Below are 20,482 nucleotides of genomic sequence, written 5' to 3' on the forward strand. Positions count from 1 at the left end.
GAGCCCACTTGAGTAAAGGAAAATTAATCATAGTCGGCGGCGGCCTCGCCGGACTGATGTCGGCGGTTAAAGCGGCCGAAGCCGGTGTGGAAGTTGATTTGTTCTCAGTTGTCCCGGTGAAACGTTCCCATTCGGTTTGTGCGCAGGGCGGGATCAACGGGGCTGTCAATACAAAAGGTGAAGGAGATTCACCATGGCATCACTTTGACGATACGATTTATGGCGGAGACTTTCTGGCAAATCAGCCCCCTGTAAAGGCAATGTGTGAAGCGGCACCGGGCATCATTCACTTACTGGACCGTATGGGTGTCATGTTTAATCGTACGCGTGAGGGATTGCTGGATTTCCGTCGGTTCGGTGGAACGACCTTTCATCGCACGGCGTATGCCGGAGCAACCACAGGACAGCAGCTGCTTTATGCGCTGGATGAACAGACCCGACGCCAGGAAGTGAAGGGCCTTGTCCATAAACACGAATACTATGAGTTTCTGAGAGCGGTTATCGATGAAGATCATGTCTGCCGGGGTGTTGTGGTCATGAACATGAGATCGATGGAGATTTCGGTGTTCCGTGCTGATGCGGTGATCATGGCAAGCGGTGGCCTGGGAATGGTTTATGGGAAATCAACAAACTCGATGATCAACACAGGTTCAGCTGCCTCCACCCTTTATCAGCAGGGAGCCTTCTTCGCTAACGGGGAATTCATTCAGATCCATCCGACAGCGATTCCCGGTCAGGACAAACTCAGACTGATGAGTGAATCCGCCCGTGGCGAAGGCGGCCGGCTTTGGACATATAAAGATGGCAAACCGTGGTACTTCCTTGAGGAGATGTATCCGGCGTATGGTAACCTTGTGCCACGTGACGTCGCAACACGCGCCATCTTTGACGTTTGTATCAATAAGCACCTTGGTATCAACGGAGAAAATATGGTCTATCTGGACCTTTCGTTTAAGGATCCACATGAACTTGATGTGAAACTGGGCGGCATCATTGATATTTATGAAAAATTTGTCGGTGAGGATCCACATAAAGTACCGATGAAAGTTTTCCCGGCCGTTCATTACTCAATGGGTGGACTGTGGGTTGATTTTAACCAGATGACCAATATTAAGGGTCTGTTTGCCTGTGGTGAATGTGATTACCAGTATCATGGTGCCAACCGTCTCGGTGCCAATTCACTTCTCTCCGCGCTATATGGCGGCATGGTGGCCGGTCCGAATGCGGTTTCCTACATTTCAGGACTGGAAAAGAGTGGCGACGATGTACCGTCTTATATCTTCGACGACGCGCTGATGCAGGAAAAAGAAAAATACAAGGAAATTATCTCACTTGACGGGACGGAAAATGCTTACGCTCTGCACCAGGAACTTGGTGAATGGATGACCAAATACGTCACCGTCGTTCGCGAAAATAAAACATTGCTGGAGACGGATGAACATATTCAGGAATTAATGGAGCGGTTCAAGAACATAAACATTAATGATACGTCCAAATGGAGTAATGGGGCTGTATCCTTCACACGTCAGCTGTGGGATATGCTTCAGCTCGCCAGAGTCATTACACTGGGTGCTTATAATCGTAATGAAAGCCGGGGTGCCCATTATAAACCGGAATTCCCTGAGCGTGATGATAAAAACTGGCTGAAAACAACGAAAGCGAAGTTCAATCCGGAGAAAAACGGACCGGACTTTGAATATGAAGACGTTGACATTTCTTTGATTAAACCGCGTAAAAGAGATTATACTCATGCACATTAACAGGGGGGGAAGAAACCATGAGTGAATCTAATCATCCGAAATCTTTTCAGCTGATTATCACACGACAGGACGGGCCGGGTTCAACCCCTTATCAGGAAACGTTTAATGTCCCCTATCGCCCGAATATGAACGTGATTTCAGCACTGATGGCGATTAGAAAAAATCCGGTCAATGCCAGCGGAGAGAAGACCACTGCGCCGCAATGGGAGATGAGCTGTCTGGAGGAAGTGTGCGGTGCCTGTTCGATGGTCATTAACGGACGTCCGCGCCAGGCCTGCACCGCACTTATCGATAAACTGGAAAAACCGGTGCATCTGGAACCGATGAAGACCTTTCCGATCGTCCGTGATCTGATTGTCGACCGTAGCAGGATGTTTGACGCACTGAAAAAAGTCAAAGCATGGATTCCGATTGACGGCACATATGATCTGGGACCCGGTCCGCGAATGGCCGAAAGTAAACGTGAGTGGGCTTATGAACTGTCAAAATGTATGACCTGCGGGGTCTGCCTGGAAGCCTGCCCGAATGTCAACAGTAAATCTGATTTTATGGGACCTGCCCCACTGTCTCAGGTACGTCTGTTCAACGCCCACCCGACTGGAGCGCTCAATCGGGCAGAACGGCTGCATGCCATTATGGGTAAAGGCGGTATTGAAGGCTGCGGCAACTCGCAGAACTGTGTTCAGGTTTGCCCGAAAGGGATTCCTCTGACCACATCAATCGCAGCCCTGAACCGTGCGACAGTCGGTCAGTCCTTCCGGGATTTCTTCGGCAGCGACAAAGTATAAGCATAAAAGAGTCTCACCAATCATTTACACCTTTCATAAAATAAAGATGACTAAAAGCCTTCCCCGCCCGCTCTCCTGCTGAGCAAGGAGGGGGAATTGTTGAAGGAAGATTATTACCGTCCGAAACCTTTACTGACAAAGAGGGAAAGAGAAGTTTTTGAACTGCTCGTTCAAGATAAAACAACGAGGGACATTGCCAAAGAACTCTTTATCAGTGAAAAAACAGTTCGAAACCATATATCAAACACCATGCAGAAGCTGGGTGTGAAAGGACGCTCCCAGGCGGTTGTCGAACTGCTCAGGCTCGGAGAACTAAAGCTATAGCACTGGCCGGCTCTGGTTGAGCCGGCTGTGTTTTTCGAAAAACAGGAGGATGAGTCCCGACAGACCCATCCTCCTGTTTATTATTTTAGCCTGATCCTTTGCGAGGGACAGATGATCGACAGGATCAGAAATGCAGGAGCATCTTTCGGCTCAGAAAAAGAGCGCCGGATATCCCTGAACCCATTACAGAAGGTAAATCCCTTTAACCAGGCGACCCATGAAGCAGACCTTGTGAAAATCGATCACCTCGCAGTTAATATTTTTGTTGTTTCTGATAATCAGATTGTCACTGGTCAGCAGTTTCGACTTTCCGGTAAAAAGCCGTCCATCCTGCATCAGGGCGACAATCCGGTCGTTATCGATGAACATACGACGGGGTTCTATAATCCATACAGGAAAGTGTGACTGTCCAATATAGTCGATAATATTGGCACCGCAAGTGTCCAGAGCGAATGTACCCGGATAAACCTGCTCGCCCTTTCCGACCGGGCAGGTATAAAAATGACCGGATGGCGATAACGAAGAGGAATCATGAGCATGGATTTGCGTCATCAGGGGGACTTTTATATAACGAATCGGTTCAAGTCTGATTGTAAAAACCTCCGAATCTTAACTTGCCGGGTATCACCCGGACAGGTGGTCCATATTTTCAGAAATCATCCAAATTTGTCAGCTGGCAAATTTTTCTTTATTTTACTTCTGTTGTACAAGTATACCATGATCACCTGTGAAAATAAATTTCATCTCTCACGAATGTGATCGAAATCATGACCTTGTGAAAGTCGTTGGTCTTTTTGGTGGACAGCCCCGTATACATGGTAGTACAACCTACGGGGATCAGGGGGGTCAAACGATGATTCGTCGGTCATTTTTTGTACTGGCTTCGGTTATAGTGTTGTTATCTTTTACGCTGTTGTCTGCGTGCGGAGATAAGGACAGCGAGCCTGACACGATAAAATATGTAAAAGATAAGCAGGCATTGAAGGAGGCATCAAAAAACGCAACGTACATTCAGCGGAAACTCTATCTTTCCGATGCGAACGGACTGCTTATACCGCAAGTTACAGGTTTGCCTGAATCCGGCGCACCTGAAAGTCAGGTCCTGAATTATCTCGTCAAAGGGGGTCCGGTGACGGAACTGCTGCCTAATGGTTTCCAGGCCGTTCTTCCTGCCGAAACGGAGGTCGTCAATGTGGATATGGATAAGCGTGGTAATCTGACGGTCGATTTTTCCAGGGAGTTTCTTGAGACACGGCCTGAGGACCAGGAGCGTGCCGTCCAGTCAGTGGTCTGGACACTGACGGAATTTAATACTGTAAAAAGTGTTTCCATCAGTGTGGACGGTAAAGTCCTGGACGAATGGCCGGATACCAGACGGTCGATCGGCAGAGGCCTGACACGCCAGGACGGGATTAATACCACATTCGGCGATGTTTCAGATGTTGCGGCCAGTGGATCATTGACTGTTTTTTATCTCACGACGTATAAAAACAAAACCTATGAAGTTCCGGTTACTGTACGAACGATCACGGGAAATGACAGAGTATCCGACCTGGTTTCTGCACTGGTCGATGAACCTGCGGACAGTCCATTCATCTCAACTTTCAATCCCGACACACGTCTGATTGATAAACCCATGATAAAAGATGGCGTAGTAACTCTGCACTTTAACGATGCCGTCTATGAGGATAAAGCAGCAAAGACAATCAGTGAACGGGCGCTCCGCTGTCTTGTCAGGACGCTGACCAGTCAGAAAGGAATCAATAAAGTCGAGATAAAAGCGGGAGATTCGGATAAAGTGATGCTGGAGTCTGGTAAAACACTGACGGGTCCGGTTTCAGAATCCATGGTGAGCGCTTCAGGTCTATAATGATTTCTTGCGTATTATGGTATAGTAAAAAGGAGCGGCATGCCGCTCCTCTATTCGTGTAGTGATCGAACGGGATACTGTTGTATTTCATCCATTAACAGATCCTGAATTCTGTAATTCAAAGGAACTGACTGAAATGAGACCAGATGGAAGAGCAAGTGACGAGCTCAGACACATTCTGATACAGCCTGATTTTATTATCCATCCTGAAGGTTCTGTACTGATGACTGTCGGGCGGACAAAGGTCATCTGTAACGCAAGCATTGAGGACAGAGTGCCCCCGTTTTTGCGCGGGCAGAAGAAGGGATGGATTACAGCAGAATATGCCATGCTTCCCCGGGCGACACCTGAGCGAACCATTCGCGAGTCCTCGCGCGGAAAGCAGGCCGGACGGACCATGGAAATTCAGCGCCTGATCGGCCGGGCATTACGTTCTGTTGTTGATCTGGAAAAGATAGGTGAACGCACGATATGGATTGACTGTGACGTAATTCAGGCAGACGGGGGGACACGAACAGCCTCAATCACCGGGGCATTTGTCGCTCTGGTACTGGCTTTCAGGAAAGCAATGGAACGGAATATGATCAGTCAGCTACCGGTCAGAACTTATCTGGCAGCGACGTCTGTCGGGATCCATCCACAGTATGGACCGATTCTTGATCTGTGTTATAAAGAGGACGCAACTACGAATGTCGATATGAATATTGTGATGAATGGTAAAGGTGAATTTGTGGAAATTCAGGGCACTGGAGAAGAGGCCACATTCAGTGAGGATGAGCTTCGAAAACTGATCCGCCTGGCCGGGAAGGGCATCCATGAACTGATTCAGAAAGAGAAAGCCATCATTGGTGACATTTTGACAGAGCAAAAGGTGGGAAGATCGCGGTGACACGTATTTTGATTGCATCAAATAATCAGGGGAAAATTAAAGAAATAAAAAAAATACTGGCGGATTTTGATGTGGATGTGTTTTCATTGAAAGATCTGAATGTGATCATTGATGTGCCCGAAACAGGCAAAACTTTTCGTGAAAACGCTGCTCTGAAGGCAGAAACCCTTTCCCGAAAAATGAATCTGCCGGTGCTTGCCGACGATTCAGGGCTGTGTGTTGACGCTCTGAGTGGTGAACCGGGGATCTTCTCCGCACGGTATGCCGGACCTGATAAAAACAGCGAACATAATATCGATAAACTGCTTGATCATTTAAAAGGGGTCCCGATTGAGAAGCGGACGGCTCACTTTACCTGCGTTCTTGCGCTCAGCCTGCCTGGCAGAAAGACACACTTCGCTGAGGGACACTGTTCCGGTGTGATTGCAGATAAAAGAAGAGGTGCCGATGGTTTCGGTTATGATCCAGTCTTTTTCGTTCCGGAAGAACAGATGACCTTCGCAGAAATGGGTGAGGATGTAAAAAACAGGATCAGCCACCGGGCAAAGGCTTTGCAGGAGCTCAAAGCGAAATGGACAGCATGGATGGGGGCCCGTCAATGAAATGGCTGATTGTCAGTGACACGCATGGCTTGAAGCGTGAGGTTGAGGAACTGAAGAACAGGTATGCCGGGAAAGTTGAAGCCTTCATCCACTGCGGCGATTCGGAATTACACGCGGATAGTCCTGAAATGAAGGACTACCTTGCCGTTGAAGGAAACTGCGATTTTCCCGGGGCCTATCCGGATGAAGTCGTCCGTCAGTCGGGTCCATTAACCTTTCTGATTGCCCATGGGCACTTGCTGGGTGTCCGGAATTCTCCGGTAAGACTTATTTACCGGGGTCTGGAAGTCAAAGCAGATATTCTCTGTTTCGGGCATACGCACTTCGCCGGCTCTTTCAAGGAAAACGGGATGATTGGCATTAACCCGGGCAGTCTGCGTCTGCCCCGTAATTATAAGACAGGTACATATGTCATTCTCGACCTCAGTGAAGATAAGAAGAAGATTAAAGTGAATTATTTTACGCTTAAAGGACAGCCGGTTGATTCATTTTCCGCAACGTATACATGGGAGAAATAAGAGGTACATACAAATGACACCCTGTTAAGGTGTCATAAGGAGTGATGAAGAGATGTGCTCTGGCCGGCGGATCAGACAGTCTGAAAATCTGTCTGATCCATAATACTTTATGTTCCTGTCCATCAGTATGAGCGGGTATACGGAGCGGTCGAAAGGCCTTTTTTTATCCGCTTTCGTATGACAGGTATGAAAGCCATTGTTTTTGGGCAGACTGCTTCGTAAAAGTGCATCGGAGTGGTTCCATATGGACGGGAACTTTTTTAAGGGTGCTGCATGGGCTATGCTGATTTGCCTGCCATTCTGGGCGCTCGTCATTTGTGTTCTGCTGTTTGTTTTCTAACCTCCTGAATAGGATGTGACCCATCCGGTTCAGGAGGTTTGTTATATCCGGTTTTCTGCATAGTCGTGGTACGGATCGTTCATACTATCCGCGAGGTGAACAAAATGCGTACCATGTGGAAGGGCTCCATACAATTCGGACTGGTTTATATTCCCATTAAACTATATACCGCGACAGAAGATAAAGACATCAAATTACGCATGCTGCATAAGGACTGCATGGCTCCGATTCAATACACGCGAACCTGTTCAAAATGCGGCAAATCCGTTGCCGGTGAGGACATTGTCAAGGCCTATGAATTTTCACCGGGGCGGTTTGTGCCAATCAGTGGACAGGAAATGAGCGATTTGCAGGAAGACGGAAATAAGAGCATCGAAATCATCCATTTTGTCAATCTCAGTGAAATTGATCCCATTTACTTTGAAAAGTCATATTTTATCGGTCCGGACAGCGGACAAGGGCTGCGTGCCTATTCACTGCTCCGTCAGTCAATCAGCGATTCCAGCAAGATTGGATTGGCCAATATCATCATTCGTTCCAAGCAGCATCTGGCTGCTATACGCAGTTATGGAAACGGCATGTTGCTCGAAACCCTGTATTATCCGGATGAAGTACGTCATATGAATGAGGTTCCCGGACTCGGGGATGTGACAATCCAGAATGACGAAAAAGAGCTCTCGATTGCCGGGCAGTTGATCAGCCAGCTGACGGCCGCATTCGAACCGAAAAAATATAAAGACGATTATCGGATGAAACTTGAGAAACTGATACAGGACAAAGTTGCCGGTATTCCGCCAGAAAAGAAAAAGGCTCCCGCAGCGCAGACCAGTGTTGTCGATCTCCTGTCGGCGCTGGAGGCCAGCGTCAGAGAATCAAAGCCGAAGAAAAGGGCAGGCGGACGCAGGAAGAAGACAGTCGGATGAAATGGGACCCGATCATCCCTTTTGAACCGGTTATGTCCGATGAAATACCTGATGGAAAGGAATGGATTCATCAGGTCAAGTGGGACGGCGTCAGAGTACTGGCTTATTTTTGGGGAACAGAAACACGTCTGTTTAATCGACACGGGAACGAACGGACGGCAGTCTTTCCTGAAATTGCACGAGCACAGGATTACCTGTCCGCATCATCGGCCATTGTTGATGGAGAAGTGATCGCTCTGGATACATCTGGAAAACCTTCTTTCCATGAAGTAATGAGGCGTGACGGGATCAGTCGTATGGAAAAAATACCTGTTCTTCGCCAGAAAGTTCCGATTACCTATATGATTTTTGATTTAATCTATCGCGATGGCGAGTGGATTGATCAGGTTCCACTCGAAAGAAGATGCGACATGCTGTCAGATGTGCTGATCGAGACCGGCCAGGTCCGCAGGGTCACTTCTGAAGAGGACGGATTTGCTCTATATCAGGCTGTGAAACAGCAGGGCATGGAGGGCATCGTATCGAAAAATCTGAACAGCAAATACTTGATCAAGGGGAAAAATGGGTCATGGAAGAAAATCAAAACGGAGCGGGATCTCATTGCCGTAATCGGTGGTGTGACGCGGCGGTCATCCCGGTTCAATGCGCTGATGCTTGGTCTCTATAACAGACAGGGCCAGCTTGTTTATATTGGTCGTGCGGGGCCGGGCAGACTTTCGGAACAGCAGTGGCAGATCTTTACCAATCATGTCGGGCTGATCAAAACCTCTGTCTGCCCGTTTAGCAACCCGCCGGAAGCCATCAAAGATGTGCAGTGGCTGAAACCGGATCTGACCGTTAAGGTGGTCTACAGGGAGTGGACGCGGGGAGGCAATCTTCGGCAGCCGGTGATTCAGGCGATTACCGGACATCAGGCCGCGGCCGGCCTGTTTGAGGATGAGTCGCATGAATAAAGAGGCACAGATGTTACTTGAAGAGGAAATCAACATCACACATCCGGATAAGATCATCTGGGCTGATCCTGAGATTAACAAGGTTCAGTTTCTTTCCTACCTTGTCGCGGTCGCACCGGTCATGCTGCCTTTTTTAAGGCAGCGGGCGCTGACGGTGATTCGCTTCCCTCATGGAGCGGAGGGCCCGTCTTTTTTTCAAAAAAACTGTCCGGATTATGCGCCGGATTACGTGATGACGGCAGTTTACAGAGAAACACGGGCCATACTCTGTAACAATTTACGAACGCTGATCTGGCTGGGAAATCAGCTGGCTCTCGAATATCATCTTCCCTTCAGTCGTGTGGATTCATCCGGACCGGTGGAAATTGTCTTTGATCTGGATCCACCGGATGATTCGAAGTTTGCCCTTGCGATTAAGGCGGCGCAGGAAATGAAATCCATCTTTGACCGCCTGAATATTCGAAGCTTCCCTAAACTTACCGGAAGCAGAGGGCTGCAGATTCATATCCCTCTCCGGCCGGCATCATTGACGTATCAGGAGACGCGTCTGTTTACATCATTTGTCGCGAGCCTTCTCGTTGACGCTTATCCGGACCTGTTTACGACAGAAAGGCTGAAGAGGCGACGTGGCGGGAAGCTGTATATTGATTATGTGCAGCATGCGCCTGGTAAAACCATGATCTGCCCGTATTCATCACGTGGAAAGGCGGGCGGGAAAGTCGCAGCACCCCTGTTCTGGGAGGAGGTCAACGAACAGCTGCAGAGGAATCGATATACCATTCCAGAAATGTTGAAAAGGATCAAACACAAGGGCAACCCGATGGCGGGTTATTTTGAAACTGACAATCAAGTCCTGATTCATATTGTATGGAAACTGAAAGAAAAAACTTTTCAAAATAATTTTACACACTAATATGGTAAAGTGATAAAATATATGCTATAGTATATGAGCAATAAATAAAGCAATACCCCCCATATGAGGACCCGCCGGTTCTCTTTTTTCTTTTCAAAATTCGGCGAGGGCAGGGAGGCAGAGGGAAGGCGTCACTGCTGAACCGGACGACTTTTCGGAAGATTTGGCTCCACGTGAACCGTGGCTGAAAAAATGCCATGTTTCTTCTCCAGGACCTTCTCAACTTCTGTTGAAATATCATGTGCATGGGTCAGTCCGGATTCGGGATTGACCAGAATGACCACATCAACAATGGTATTATTTCCATAGTTCCTTGCCTTGATCGTCCGGACGTCATCCACTTCAGAGATAGAACGGATCGTTTCTGTATATTCATTGATCTTTTTTTCATCAAATCCATCGGATAAATTAAAGGATGATTCTCTGAAAATATCCCAGCCGGTTTTACAGATCAGGATGCCAACAAGTATCGCGGCAACGGTATCCAGCCAGGGAAGATGTAACTGAGATCCGAAAACACCGACAGCAGTCCCGATGCTTACCCAGGCATCAGACAGATTGTCTTTCGCAGCTGCCATGACCGAAGAGCTGTTGATTTTTCTGGCAAGTTTTTTATTATAACGGTAAACCAAATACATAATGACTGCGCAAAAAATACCTGTCCATGCAGCTGTGACGTCAGGAATGGTCTGATCACCTGCAAAAATGGACCGAATGCTGTCGTATAGTACATTCAGTCCAACAGCGACCATGATGAATGAAGCAACCAGTGAAGCGATGGTTTCACTGCGCCAGTGTCCATAAGGATGATCACTGTCCGCGGGACGGCGGGACATTTTTAAACCAATCAGCACAGCAAGCGATGCAGCAATATCAGTCGCATTGTTCAGACCGTCTGCGCTTAAAGCCCTCGAATTCATGAAGAACCCGATAATCAGTTTGAGGCACGACAGAACAAGGTAAGCCATGATGCTGATCACTGCTCCCCGTTCCCCACGCTTCAAATTCATATATTTATCCTGAATCATACGAACACGTCCTCAGCTTCGCTAATCTCTCCACATATTACCAGTATGGCTGTGGGTGTGTCTACGGGAACTTTTTTTCTGATGCTTATCAAATTCACCATGCTGAAAAATATTTGCCTGCAGGTAACAAAAACTCCCTGCAGCAGGTGCAGGGAATCTCTATTATATCATGACTGACGTGAGTTTTTAACTTCAATCCAAACCGTTCATGATTTCAGGGCTCCTGGTATTCCACATGGGATTCATAACCGGGATGGAAGGTGAAATGGTATCCGGACAGGATTTTTCGTGCTCTTTCCTTTGAGAGGTTGAATGACTGCCAGGGCAGATCAGCGTCAAGGCGCTTTTTACGCTCCAGCAATTCATTTTCCATTCTTGCCGAGACACGTTCATCTTTTGCACCAAGCAGTCGGACAAGCTCCGGTACAGCATCATCTGACAGGGTCCCAAGATAGACGGTATCTATTTTACCGGTCATCTGGTATCGGTCAATGTTGTAGTTGGCAATCAGAGCATCTATGTTCAGATAATTAATAAGAACAAAAGCCGTAACAGAACTCAGGATCAGCCCCTTCCACAAATTGATGTTTTTCCTCCAGATACGGACCAGAGTGAGGATGAGCAGGACAAAGAGAAAGATCATAAAGGCATGCGTCAGAATGCGTAAATACGTAAAACCATACATCATTTCATACAGGTACATTCTGATGAATGCGGAAAGCAGCATGATGCCTGTGCACAGAACAAGAAGGGACTGAAAACTTTTTAAAACCAAGTTCATGCCTGTGCTGCTTTTTCTGGTAAAGTAAATCAGGATAATCAGAATGGTAAAATTAATCAGTGTGACCAGTATCAGTTCAAAGAACCCGCGTCGGGCGTATTCGGCATAAGTGAAATGATCCGGGAGCGAGAAGGAAAAGCCGCTGAACAGATAGGAGAACTGGATCCAGGTAAACAGCAGGTAGATCATATTGATCATACTCAGCATGGTCACAGAGATGACAGGATCCAGACCGCTATCCGTGACCGTCTGTCTTTTCTTCGGAGACCGATCTGCACCGGAAGGAATAATCAGGCTCCACAAATAACTGAAGGTCAGGATCGCTACCCCCGCAGCAAATAGAAACTGTGGTAACCAATCATTAAAATTTAAATGAAAGAAAAACCCGGGAAGCCGGTTAACCAGACGTTCAAACTCAATGTCTGCCGATGCGAGAAGCGAGACAATAATGACCAGCAGAGGAACAGTAGCTATCACGCCCAGTATGACCTTCAGAAATGTGCTGTTTTTCTTCAGGCCCGATCGCGAACGAATGAATCCGGCAATGATCCGAAAGGGAAGCGCAATATAGGCGAACGGCCGATAGAAAAAGCCATAGAGTACATCTCTGATGAAAAAGAAGGAAGACCATTGCTCACTGGCTCTGCCGCTGATCAGTGTCGTCTGAATGACAATAAGTATGGGTATGGCAATAAAATTCAGTGCATGGAACAGCGGATTTGAGAAGATGAGCCAGGTCAGTGACAGCAGGCTCACCGGAATCAGCAGCAGCCAGCCGAAATCCGGCCTGATCCTCATGCCCTTACCGGCGTTCAGGAAAAATGCGCCATAAAAGGCGATCACAAAAATCGGATAAGACAATCCCGGATTTTTATCAAAAAAGAGGACATTCGCCAGAATACCGATAAGAGCCGCACTGACAATCAGTATCCAGCATCGTTTTTGATGAAGGGCAGCAGGTTGCATGTCTCCGTCTGTCTTTTGTGTTTTAAGAGGGTTCAATGTGTGACACTCCTTTACATGTCATTTTCAGGTTTAAGCTATGAGCAGAATTATTTTTCAGAACTGAGTATAACATATTTTATGTTGAAAAACAGTATAAATTTATTGATAAACGATAATTATATATTGAATATAAGCAAACAATGGGACAAAAAAACTCCGGGGATGGCTGAGCATCCCCGGAGTCAGATGAATATACGTTTATTTTATCCCGCATGAAACGGCAGTGCTGCTTCAGGGTCAACGAACATGGCCGGGTGCAGGATCACTGCCCGTAAAACCCTCACTGATTGATGTTTTACTTATTTTGGAATATTTATATTTTAAAAGATCTTTAAGGATTAAGATCTGTTCTTTCAGCGCTTTGCCGGTATTTGTTTCTGCAACTTTTTTTCGACGCAGTTCACGGTCGACCAGCCTGCGGACGGACAGGACATCGGAACCGGTTCGCAGGACATCGGCTTTCGATGAAAAGTGCTGATGGGCGACAAGCTGCATACCGTAAGAGTTATAAAGAAGCGTGTATCCGGCGATCCCCGTCTTTGGCTGATAAGCTTTAGAAAATCCACCATCAATGACAATCATTTTACCGTTTGCCTTAATTGGATTTTCTCCGTTTTTTTCTTCAACCGGTGTATGGCCGTTGATGATGTGCCCCTCATCTGGATCCAGATGGAATTCTGCCAATATCTTGCGGCAGACTCCTTCTTCAGCGCGCAGACGGTAATAGGGATTTTTCTTTTCCACATGCGTTTCTTTTTCACTGATAAAATACCGTTCGAAGGTGGTCATTTCCCTTTTCCCGAAAAGTGATGAATTCTCACCTGTCCATAAATACCAGACCATGTCGGTTGCCAGATCATCCGTCTTCTCAGGGTGCGCGAAGCACTCACGCAGGTTATGTTCAAAAAGATCAAGCAGCTCTTTTCCTGCGTATGTTTTTCCTTCAATGGTCATCTTTTTCATACTGCCATCTTCGTTGAGCGGGATGCACCCGTGGATCAGCAGATTGCCGTTATATTTCAGATAAAGGCTGCCTTTTCTGACAAGAAACTGCATATGTCTGGCGAGTTTTTCAGAATGCTGCACAGAGAACAGCAGTTTATCAATAACTTTTTCTTCTTCATCGAGCAACCGTTCAGGATGTTCAGGGTCAATAGTGGAAAAACAGGTGTTCTTCAGCTTCCATGTTTTACCGCCCAGTTCAATGGTATCACGATTGTAATCTACTTTCTCCAGAACCAGACGGCGCTGCATTTGAAAATCTGGCCGGCGCTTAATAATTGGCATTTCCAGTTTAAACTGGATGATAGAGATAGCCTGATGCATCTTAGTAATCTGCAGGATCTCATTTTGGGTCAGCTGACCGTCATCCGGTCCCAGTTTTGGCCGAAATGCCGGATTGTCATCATAGTATTTTTCTGCCAGATTGAGCAGCGGGATCAGATTGATTCCGTACACATCCTCAATAATATCCAGATTATTATATCTGGCACATATGCGGAGAATATTGGCCAGGCAAACCTTTGATCCGGAAAAAGCGCCGATCCACAGGACGTCGTGGTTTCCCCACTGGATGTCTACTGAGTGGTAATGCATCAGGGTATCCATAATCTTATCCGGATCCGGCCCCCGGTCATAAATATCGCCTACGACATGGAGATGATCGACCACCAGTCGCTGAATGGTGTACGCAAGGCCAGTAATCAGTTTACCAGCTTCACCGAGTGACAGAATGCTCTGGATGATTTTCGCATAGTAGCTTTTTTTGTTGGAAAATTCATCGGTTTTATATAAGAGTTCCTCTGTAATATAGACGAATTGTTCAGGAAGGGCTTTGCGAACTTTGGAGCGGGTATACTTCGATGAGGCGAAAGCGACCAGACGAATCATTCGGGCAATCGTCTGACTGTACCACTGATTCAGTTCGTCTTCAGTTCTGATACTGCTTCTGATCAGTTTGAGTTTTTCCTCCGGATAATAGACGAGGACAGCAAACTCATTCATCTCTTCTTCAGACAGTTCATTCTGGAATAAATCCCTGATTTTCTGTTTCACATTTCCTGATCCGTTTCGGAGCACATGCTGGAACGCATGAAATTCGCCGTGCAGATCACTGACAAAATGTTCCGTTCCCTTTGGCAGGTTTAATATCGCCTCCAGGTTGATAATCTCAGTAACGACTTTCTCTTCACAGTCATATTTCTCAGCAAGTAAATCAAGATACTTTTTATACTTTTTATCCAATGGCCAGCCTCCTCATTTTTGCCGAAAACAAGCTGTAAACGATTACACTGTCTTTCATCATCTATTATACAAGGAAAACAGGGTCAGAGGGTAAAATATGATATAACAATGATCAAAATGTGTTACCAGACTTTAACCGGAAAAATGAAAATAAAAAAACACCGGGCAGATTGCCGGTGTCAGGTATGATTCTATTTCAAGGTGTCCGTATCTCGCCGGGCAGTCAGGCTTCAGTTGCCCTTTGCTTCTGATCCTTCATAGCCTTCAGCGATTCAGCTGCTTTAATCATCATGGCACATTCGATCCGTTTACGGAAAACGTCACAGCTGAAAGAAAAATTTCCGTTCAGCGAACCGGTGGCATGGAGTGCATTAGCCGGACATCCGCCGCTGCAATACAATTTCGCCCAGCAGTCCCGGCATTCCGGTTTGCTGTAGCAGGTGACCTGTTTGAACCGGTTCTGAATCTCCGGCTTTATGATCCCGTCCCAGATGTTGCCCATGCTGTAGGCCGGGTCGCCGACAAACTGATGACACGGGAATAATTCACCCCATGGTGTGACCGCGAGATACTCTGTTCCGGATCCGCACCCGGAAATCCTCTTATGGATGCAGGGACCTTCCGTCAAATCCAGCATGTAGTGATAGAAGATGAAGCCGTGGCCCTGTTCTTCGCGTCTGAGCATCTCTTCAGCAAGCAATTCGTACTGGTGGTAAATCTCCGGAAGGTCTTCCTGCTTCAGGGCATAAGGTTCCTTCGGGTCGCAAATGACCGGTTCCATGGAGAGCCGTTTGAATCCCAGGTCAGCCATATGGAAAATGTCATTAGTAAAATCCACATTATTATGAGTAAATGTACCGCGTACGTAATATTCTTTATCTCCGCGCTTTTTGACGAAGTTTTGGAATTTCGGAACAATATAGTCGTAGCTGCCTTTTCCATTAACCGTTTTACGCAGCCGGTCGTGGACTTCCTTCCTGCCGTCAAGGCTCAGAACCACATTGTGCATTTCCTTATTCAGAAAATCAACGATCTCGTCTTTCAGCAGCATGCCATTCGTCGTCAGGGTGAAACGGAAAGTTTTGCCACATGCCTTTTCCTTGCTTCGGGCGTAGGCAACCAGCTGTTTGACTACTTTCCAGTCCATCAGCGGTTCACCGCCGAAGAAATCGACATCGAGATTTCGATGGAAACCACAGTTTTCAAGGAGAAAATCAATCGCCCGTTTACCGACTTCAAAGCTCATGATTGCCCGTGCGCCATGATATTTTCCCTGACTGGCAAAGCAGTAATCACAGGACAGGTTGCAGGTATGGGCCACATTCAGACAGAGCGCTTTAATATACGTTTTTCGTTTACTCAGATCGAAGGACAGATCTTTGTATGCATCTTCGCTAAACAGCTGTCCGTTTTCTTTCAGTTTGCCGACTTCATTCCATGTGTTCCTTATCTCCTCCTTCGTGACGTCTTCATGTCCCGTATATTTCTCCATCAGCTGCGAAATAATTTCTTCAGCGGTGTGATGTGAGTACAGGGCAATGACATCATAGGCCAGGTCGTCGACAACATGTACGGCTCCGCTGTAGGTATCAAGAACAATATTGTACCCGTTCAGTTTATATTGGTGAATCATAAGTGGTGTTGGACTCCTTTATGAAGAAAAATCTGCCGGCCGGCAAGTCGCGGGCGTTGCCGGGGGCTTTGTTTTTCGAATACTTTTTTGACAATGTGATTCTTCTTATGGGATGAAAAACAGCCGTCTGCCGCAGATCAGGCAGACGGTTTCGCAAAGACCACTTATTTACCTGCCGGTTCAGCACATTTCTGATTAGCAACGCCACAGGAGGTTTTGCATGCAGACTGGCAGGAAGTCTGGCATTCACCATGGCCGCCATGTTTCATCGATTCTTTCAGATCCATCGTGTTCAGTGAGATGATTCTTTTCATCGGTTCGTCCCCTTTGATTAAAAACATTTTTATATCTTCACCCGAACAGTTTCCAAAGCAGCATGATCGTTGCTGATGGAAACCATTAACATTCATTATACAAAAGGGGACCGCTTCGTTCTGTGATTTTTCACATAGAAAAAGCAGCCGGTGAGGAATTTTATCGGCTGCTCAGTTCATTTTTGATTATTTGAAAGGAATCGTAAGAAAACTGTGGTCCAGTGCCAGTGAATAACGCAGAGGCTGGTTACCGCGCACAGTCATGCCGAAATCAGTGGCATAGACGATCAAGCCCAGACGGTGACCGGTAACCAGTTTATGGAAGGTCGGCTGTAATTCAGTGGCTATATCATAGAACTGATCCGGCTTCAGCTCATCCACCTTCCAGGTGTTTTCTCTGTTTTGCAGATTGATATGACCTTTTGTGATCATTTTGAAGGGAGTGGGAAACCTGGCTAATGTGAATTCACGAAGCCTGTCCTCACGCCAGTGATAGCCCAGATCCAGGCGCTGAATCGGGGAAGGTGAAGCATTCAGCCGGCGCGCTTCACCGTAGTCGACCAGCTGAAAACTGAGCAGGCCGAACGGGCGGTTCGAAGCGACCCGGACATGAACGCCGACCTTTCCATCAATGATTCTGTCCCTGGTCATTTTTTCGGACTTAAGCAGCAACCGGTTTTCACTCAGCGGGTTTTTCTGATCATCGAGAATATCATGGGACCATTGATCAACATGCGCACAATAGCGATTAAAGACCTCCTCGGGCAGCTGATCTTTAAATGACAGAATCTGATGTGAATCGGGCTCTGAGGCCAGCTTTCCCGGGGAAAAATAAAGGGTGGATTTTTGCAGATCCGGTTCAGACCAATCCGGATAAGCATGCCAGGTTTCCGGAACGACATTATCCTGTACGATAACCGGCGGCAGAAGCTCTTTTACCCCGTTTGAGATGCCATACAGTTCGTGGCTGATCCAGAGATTAACGATATCTGTGTAATCAATAGAACGAAAGGCATTGATATAAATATGCTGTCCCTGATGCAGAATGATTTTTTTGCATACCGGGACATGACGCAGTTTCTGCCATAATTGTTCCGCCTGGCGGGGTTTGACGTTCCAGTCGTTCAGACCATGGACCATCAGAACATCGCATTTGATCTTTTGAACATTGTTTAAGTAATTACGGGCATCCCAGAAGGTATTGTAGTTGCCCGATTCACGGTCCATATCCCTGGCCATTTGCTTCATTTGTTTTTCAAAGAAGTTTTTTATGTTTAACTGGTAATCGGCGGCGGATTTCATCCTGCTTAATGTTTCAATAGCCAGCACATCCGCGTCTTCTCCGGGAAAACCGCCGGGAGCCAGGGTCAGGCCGCCGGCGCGGTAATAATCGTACCAGGAAGAGATAGCTGCTTCGGGAATGATTGTTTTCAGGCCTTCAACACCGGTTGCAGCGGCTGCCGTAGCCAGCGTTCCCAGATACGAACGGCCGGTCATGGCGACAGAACCCGAGCACCACCAGGCATCGATTGCCATGTTATCGGTGCGATTGGTAAACGCCCGTCGCCTGCCGCTTAGCCATTCGATCACATCAATCGTCGCCTCTGTCTGCTGTGGGTCCCCGCAGGTCTGTATCCCGTCTGAATCCCGTGTACCGATTCCCGCAGAATAAACGACGGCGAACCCGCGTGCCAGAAAATAATCATTTAATGTATATGACCATTCATGACTGAATGTTTCACATGTGTCTTTTGTTGTTCCGGCAACCGGGCGCGGGTCGGGCAGTGAACATTTTCTGCCCTTCCAGGCAATATCCTCATAGTGAACGTCATCCGGCTTTTTTTCTGTAAGAGGGACATTCACATTATGGGTCGCTTTCTTCCCGGCTTCATCATTGATTCCCTGATTGTAAGGACTGGCAGTATAGAGGACGGGGACTTTGAGCCCTTTGTTTGTATCCTCCGGGCGGATGATTTCGACTTTGAGTAAATCACGCATACCGTCCTGATCGGCGTCAACAGAGGATTCGACATAGACGACCTCGCGAATCAGTCGGGAGGTATCGAAGACGGCCTGGGCTTTTCCATTAAAGAACAGGGGCTTTCTGTCAGCCGGTAAATCATAAAATGGGACGAAATATCCCTGATTCGTCAACTGATCCAGAAAGGTCTGTCCTCCCTTAGTATGGGTGGTCAGAAGCAGGTACCAGGCATCCAGTAACCGATCTGTATCCCATTCTCCCCTGGCATGAAGATAGGGCAATTGTATTTTCTCCATAGCCGCCAGCGGATCCTCTATATCATAGTCGATATCTGCGAGGAATCCGCACAGCTGAAGAGCGACAAGATAGAAGACTTTCCGGGTGACAGGCTGACCTGAGCTCAGGTAATCTGCCAGATTGATATCAGGGGCTGCGAGAATATTTTTCAGTTTGGCGTCAAAGGCACTTTCTCCTTTGACATTTAAAAAAGCTTTGCGCAGTAATAAACGATATGCAGCTGACGGCGTTGAAGCAGCCTGAACTGAGTCATCAATAAAATGAATGCGCTGCAATTCTTCAATCACCATCTGATGATCGGCGTTAAGCCTTGCAAATTGATTATTTTTCATTGAAAAGAACTCCTTATGTATTAGTCCTGATGGAGTTATTATAGCATGCAGCAGGACCTTCCGGCTTTCATGCCAGGTGAACCGGATTTCAAATGCAGTTAAATGATGAGATAACTCCATTCATATTGAGGATTTGTACAGTAGGGGAGGCCTGCTGAAGCGTTCGGGACTATAGAAATTGACGGACTAAGTTGCCTTTTGTTCCTGCCACCTGGGCGGCAGGAACAAACCCAGTGATACCGCTGAATGTCCAGATGGCTAATTTATTATTGCAATCTATCTATTAAATATATTTCTCTTATCGCGTGAAAAAAACAAAAAAGGGAGTGATCGTAATGAAAGTACACAACGTCCTGGCCAGAATGTGCAAGTGGCTGCGCGATAGAGTGAATAAAAATGGCTTGCATGGAAACAGACACGAATCTTCATGGAGGGATGGTGAAGAATGGTTCGCGGTACCGCGAACGTCCTGGCTCTTTTTTGATTTCCAAATAAAAAACGTACGCTATTTCTTGCTATCATATCGATGCGGAACAAAAGTCCCATGGTTTCTCGGGAGACGACCATGGACTTTTTCAAAAAGAAATAGGGTCAAAGACCAACGCTTATAAAATCCGAATCAGAAGAGACTTTCCTGATGGTGAAGACGATGCATTTATCCCGTTGCACGCGTACTTAAGCAGTTAACAGAGACGGTGAATCAAGGGATAGAGTGAGAAAAATGGTAATGGAAAATAAAATACTCTCCGGGGAAATGGGCTATATCTATCTGGTCACTTGAAAAGGTGCATGATGTCACTAAAAATAAAATTCTGCACCAATTCGCTCCCAACACCTCTTTCAACCAAATAATGGAAAAATAAAAAAGCCTTATGTATCAAGGCTTTCCACGATGCCCAAGCAGGGATTCGAACCCTGGACCCACGGCTTAGAAGGCCGTTGCTCTATCCAGCTGAGCTACTTGGACAAATTATCTTTATGTTAACG

The 20,482-nt window shown here is 46.9% G+C and carries 17 protein-coding genes and 1 tRNA gene; 10 read left to right on the top strand and 8 right to left on the bottom strand.

Going from position 1 to position 20,482, the window contains the following annotated elements; genetic code table 11:
- Positions 1-8 precede the first annotated feature (8 nt).
- From sdhA to EWH91_RS01255, 3 genes are all read left to right on the top strand, one after another.
- Entirely contained in the window at positions 9-1,760 is a 1,752-nt protein-coding gene (sdhA, locus tag EWH91_RS01245) for a succinate dehydrogenase flavoprotein subunit (RefSeq protein WP_129928189.1), read from the top strand.
- A gap of 17 nt (positions 1,761-1,777) precedes the next feature.
- Positions 1,778-2,548, top strand: a complete 771-nt coding sequence (gene sdhB, locus EWH91_RS01250; protein ID WP_129928190.1) for a succinate dehydrogenase iron-sulfur subunit — start codon at positions 1,778-1,780, stop codon at positions 2,546-2,548.
- Positions 2,549-2,647: 99 nt separating this feature from the next.
- Positions 2,648-2,872: a helix-turn-helix domain-containing protein gene (locus EWH91_RS01255; protein ID WP_129928191.1), complete on the top strand. Its 225-nt coding sequence runs from the start codon at positions 2,648-2,650 to the stop codon at positions 2,870-2,872.
- Positions 2,873-3,055: 183 nt separating this feature from the next.
- Here the strand turns inward: EWH91_RS01255 and EWH91_RS01260 are convergent, their stop codons facing one another.
- On the bottom strand, positions 3,056-3,424 hold the full coding sequence (locus tag EWH91_RS01260; protein ID WP_240697216.1) for a hypothetical protein: 369 nt from the start codon (positions 3,422-3,424) through the stop codon (positions 3,056-3,058).
- A 301-nt stretch (positions 3,425-3,725) separates the two neighbouring features.
- Here EWH91_RS01260 and EWH91_RS01265 point away from each other — a divergent pair, with 301 nt between their 5' ends.
- The 7 genes from EWH91_RS01265 to ligD all read left to right on the top strand — a co-directional run bounded on the left by EWH91_RS01265 (position 3,726) and on the right by ligD (position 9,880).
- Complete coding sequence (locus EWH91_RS01265; protein ID WP_129928193.1) at positions 3,726-4,742, top strand: GerMN domain-containing protein; 1,017 nt, start codon at positions 3,726-3,728, stop codon at positions 4,740-4,742.
- A gap of 136 nt (positions 4,743-4,878) precedes the next feature.
- A complete protein-coding gene (gene rph / locus EWH91_RS01270; RefSeq protein WP_129928194.1) occupies positions 4,879-5,631 on the top strand; it encodes a ribonuclease PH in 753 nt (250 codons plus the stop codon).
- Positions 5,628-6,233: an XTP/dITP diphosphatase gene (locus EWH91_RS01275; RefSeq protein WP_129928195.1), complete on the top strand. Its 606-nt coding sequence runs from the start codon at positions 5,628-5,630 to the stop codon at positions 6,231-6,233. Before rph ends, EWH91_RS01275 begins: the two co-directional genes overlap by 4 nt.
- Positions 6,230-6,751: a metallophosphoesterase gene (locus tag EWH91_RS01280; protein WP_129928196.1), complete on the top strand. Its 522-nt coding sequence runs from the start codon at positions 6,230-6,232 to the stop codon at positions 6,749-6,751. Before EWH91_RS01275 ends, EWH91_RS01280 begins: the two co-directional genes overlap by 4 nt.
- Before the next feature lie 444 nt (positions 6,752-7,195).
- The gene (gene ku, locus EWH91_RS01285; protein ID WP_129928197.1) at positions 7,196-8,014 is read left to right on the top strand and encodes a non-homologous end joining protein Ku; all 819 of its coding nucleotides are present in this window, start codon (positions 7,196-7,198) and stop codon (positions 8,012-8,014) included.
- Entirely contained in the window at positions 8,011-8,967 is a 957-nt protein-coding gene (locus tag EWH91_RS01290) for an ATP-dependent DNA ligase (RefSeq protein WP_129928198.1), read from the top strand. Before ku ends, EWH91_RS01290 begins: the two co-directional genes overlap by 4 nt.
- Complete coding sequence (ligD, locus tag EWH91_RS01295; RefSeq protein WP_240697217.1) at positions 8,960-9,880, top strand: non-homologous end-joining DNA ligase; 921 nt, start codon at positions 8,960-8,962, stop codon at positions 9,878-9,880. The genes EWH91_RS01290 and ligD overlap by 8 nt, the downstream gene beginning before the upstream one ends.
- A 131-nt stretch (positions 9,881-10,011) precedes the next feature.
- Here the strand turns inward: ligD and EWH91_RS01300 are convergent, their stop codons facing one another.
- The 7 genes from EWH91_RS01300 to EWH91_RS01330 all read right to left on the bottom strand — a co-directional run bounded on the left by EWH91_RS01300 (position 10,012) and on the right by EWH91_RS01330 (position 20,462).
- Positions 10,012-10,908, bottom strand: coding sequence for a cation diffusion facilitator family transporter (locus EWH91_RS01300; protein WP_129928199.1), 897 nt, complete (start codon positions 10,906-10,908; stop codon positions 10,012-10,014).
- A gap of 214 nt (positions 10,909-11,122) precedes the next feature.
- A complete protein-coding gene (locus EWH91_RS01305) occupies positions 11,123-12,691 on the bottom strand; it encodes a DUF4153 domain-containing protein (protein ID WP_240697218.1) in 1,569 nt (522 codons plus the stop codon).
- 240 nt (positions 12,692-12,931) lie between these two features.
- The gene (locus EWH91_RS01310) at positions 12,932-14,938 is read right to left on the bottom strand and encodes a fructose-1,6-bisphosphatase (RefSeq protein WP_129928200.1); all 2,007 of its coding nucleotides are present in this window, start codon (positions 14,936-14,938) and stop codon (positions 12,932-12,934) included.
- Between the two features lie 223 nt (positions 14,939-15,161).
- On the bottom strand, positions 15,162-16,571 hold the full coding sequence (gene scfB, locus EWH91_RS01315) for a thioether cross-link-forming SCIFF peptide maturase (RefSeq protein ID WP_129928201.1): 1,410 nt from the start codon (positions 16,569-16,571) through the stop codon (positions 15,162-15,164).
- A gap of 164 nt (positions 16,572-16,735) precedes the next feature.
- The gene (gene scfA / locus EWH91_RS01320) at positions 16,736-16,885 is read right to left on the bottom strand and encodes a six-cysteine ranthipeptide SCIFF (RefSeq protein ID WP_129928202.1); all 150 of its coding nucleotides are present in this window, start codon (positions 16,883-16,885) and stop codon (positions 16,736-16,738) included.
- A gap of 186 nt (positions 16,886-17,071) precedes the next feature.
- The gene (locus EWH91_RS01325) at positions 17,072-19,495 is read right to left on the bottom strand and encodes a Xaa-Pro dipeptidyl-peptidase (RefSeq protein WP_129928203.1); all 2,424 of its coding nucleotides are present in this window, start codon (positions 19,493-19,495) and stop codon (positions 17,072-17,074) included.
- A gap of 893 nt (positions 19,496-20,388) precedes the next feature.
- A tRNA-Arg gene (locus EWH91_RS01330) sits at positions 20,389-20,462 on the bottom strand.
- Positions 20,463-20,482: the final 20 nt, after the last annotated feature.

This window comes from Sporolactobacillus sp. THM19-2 (assembly GCF_004153195.1).
In the GTDB taxonomy this organism is placed as follows: domain Bacteria; phylum Bacillota; class Bacilli; order Bacillales; family Sporolactobacillaceae; genus Sporolactobacillus.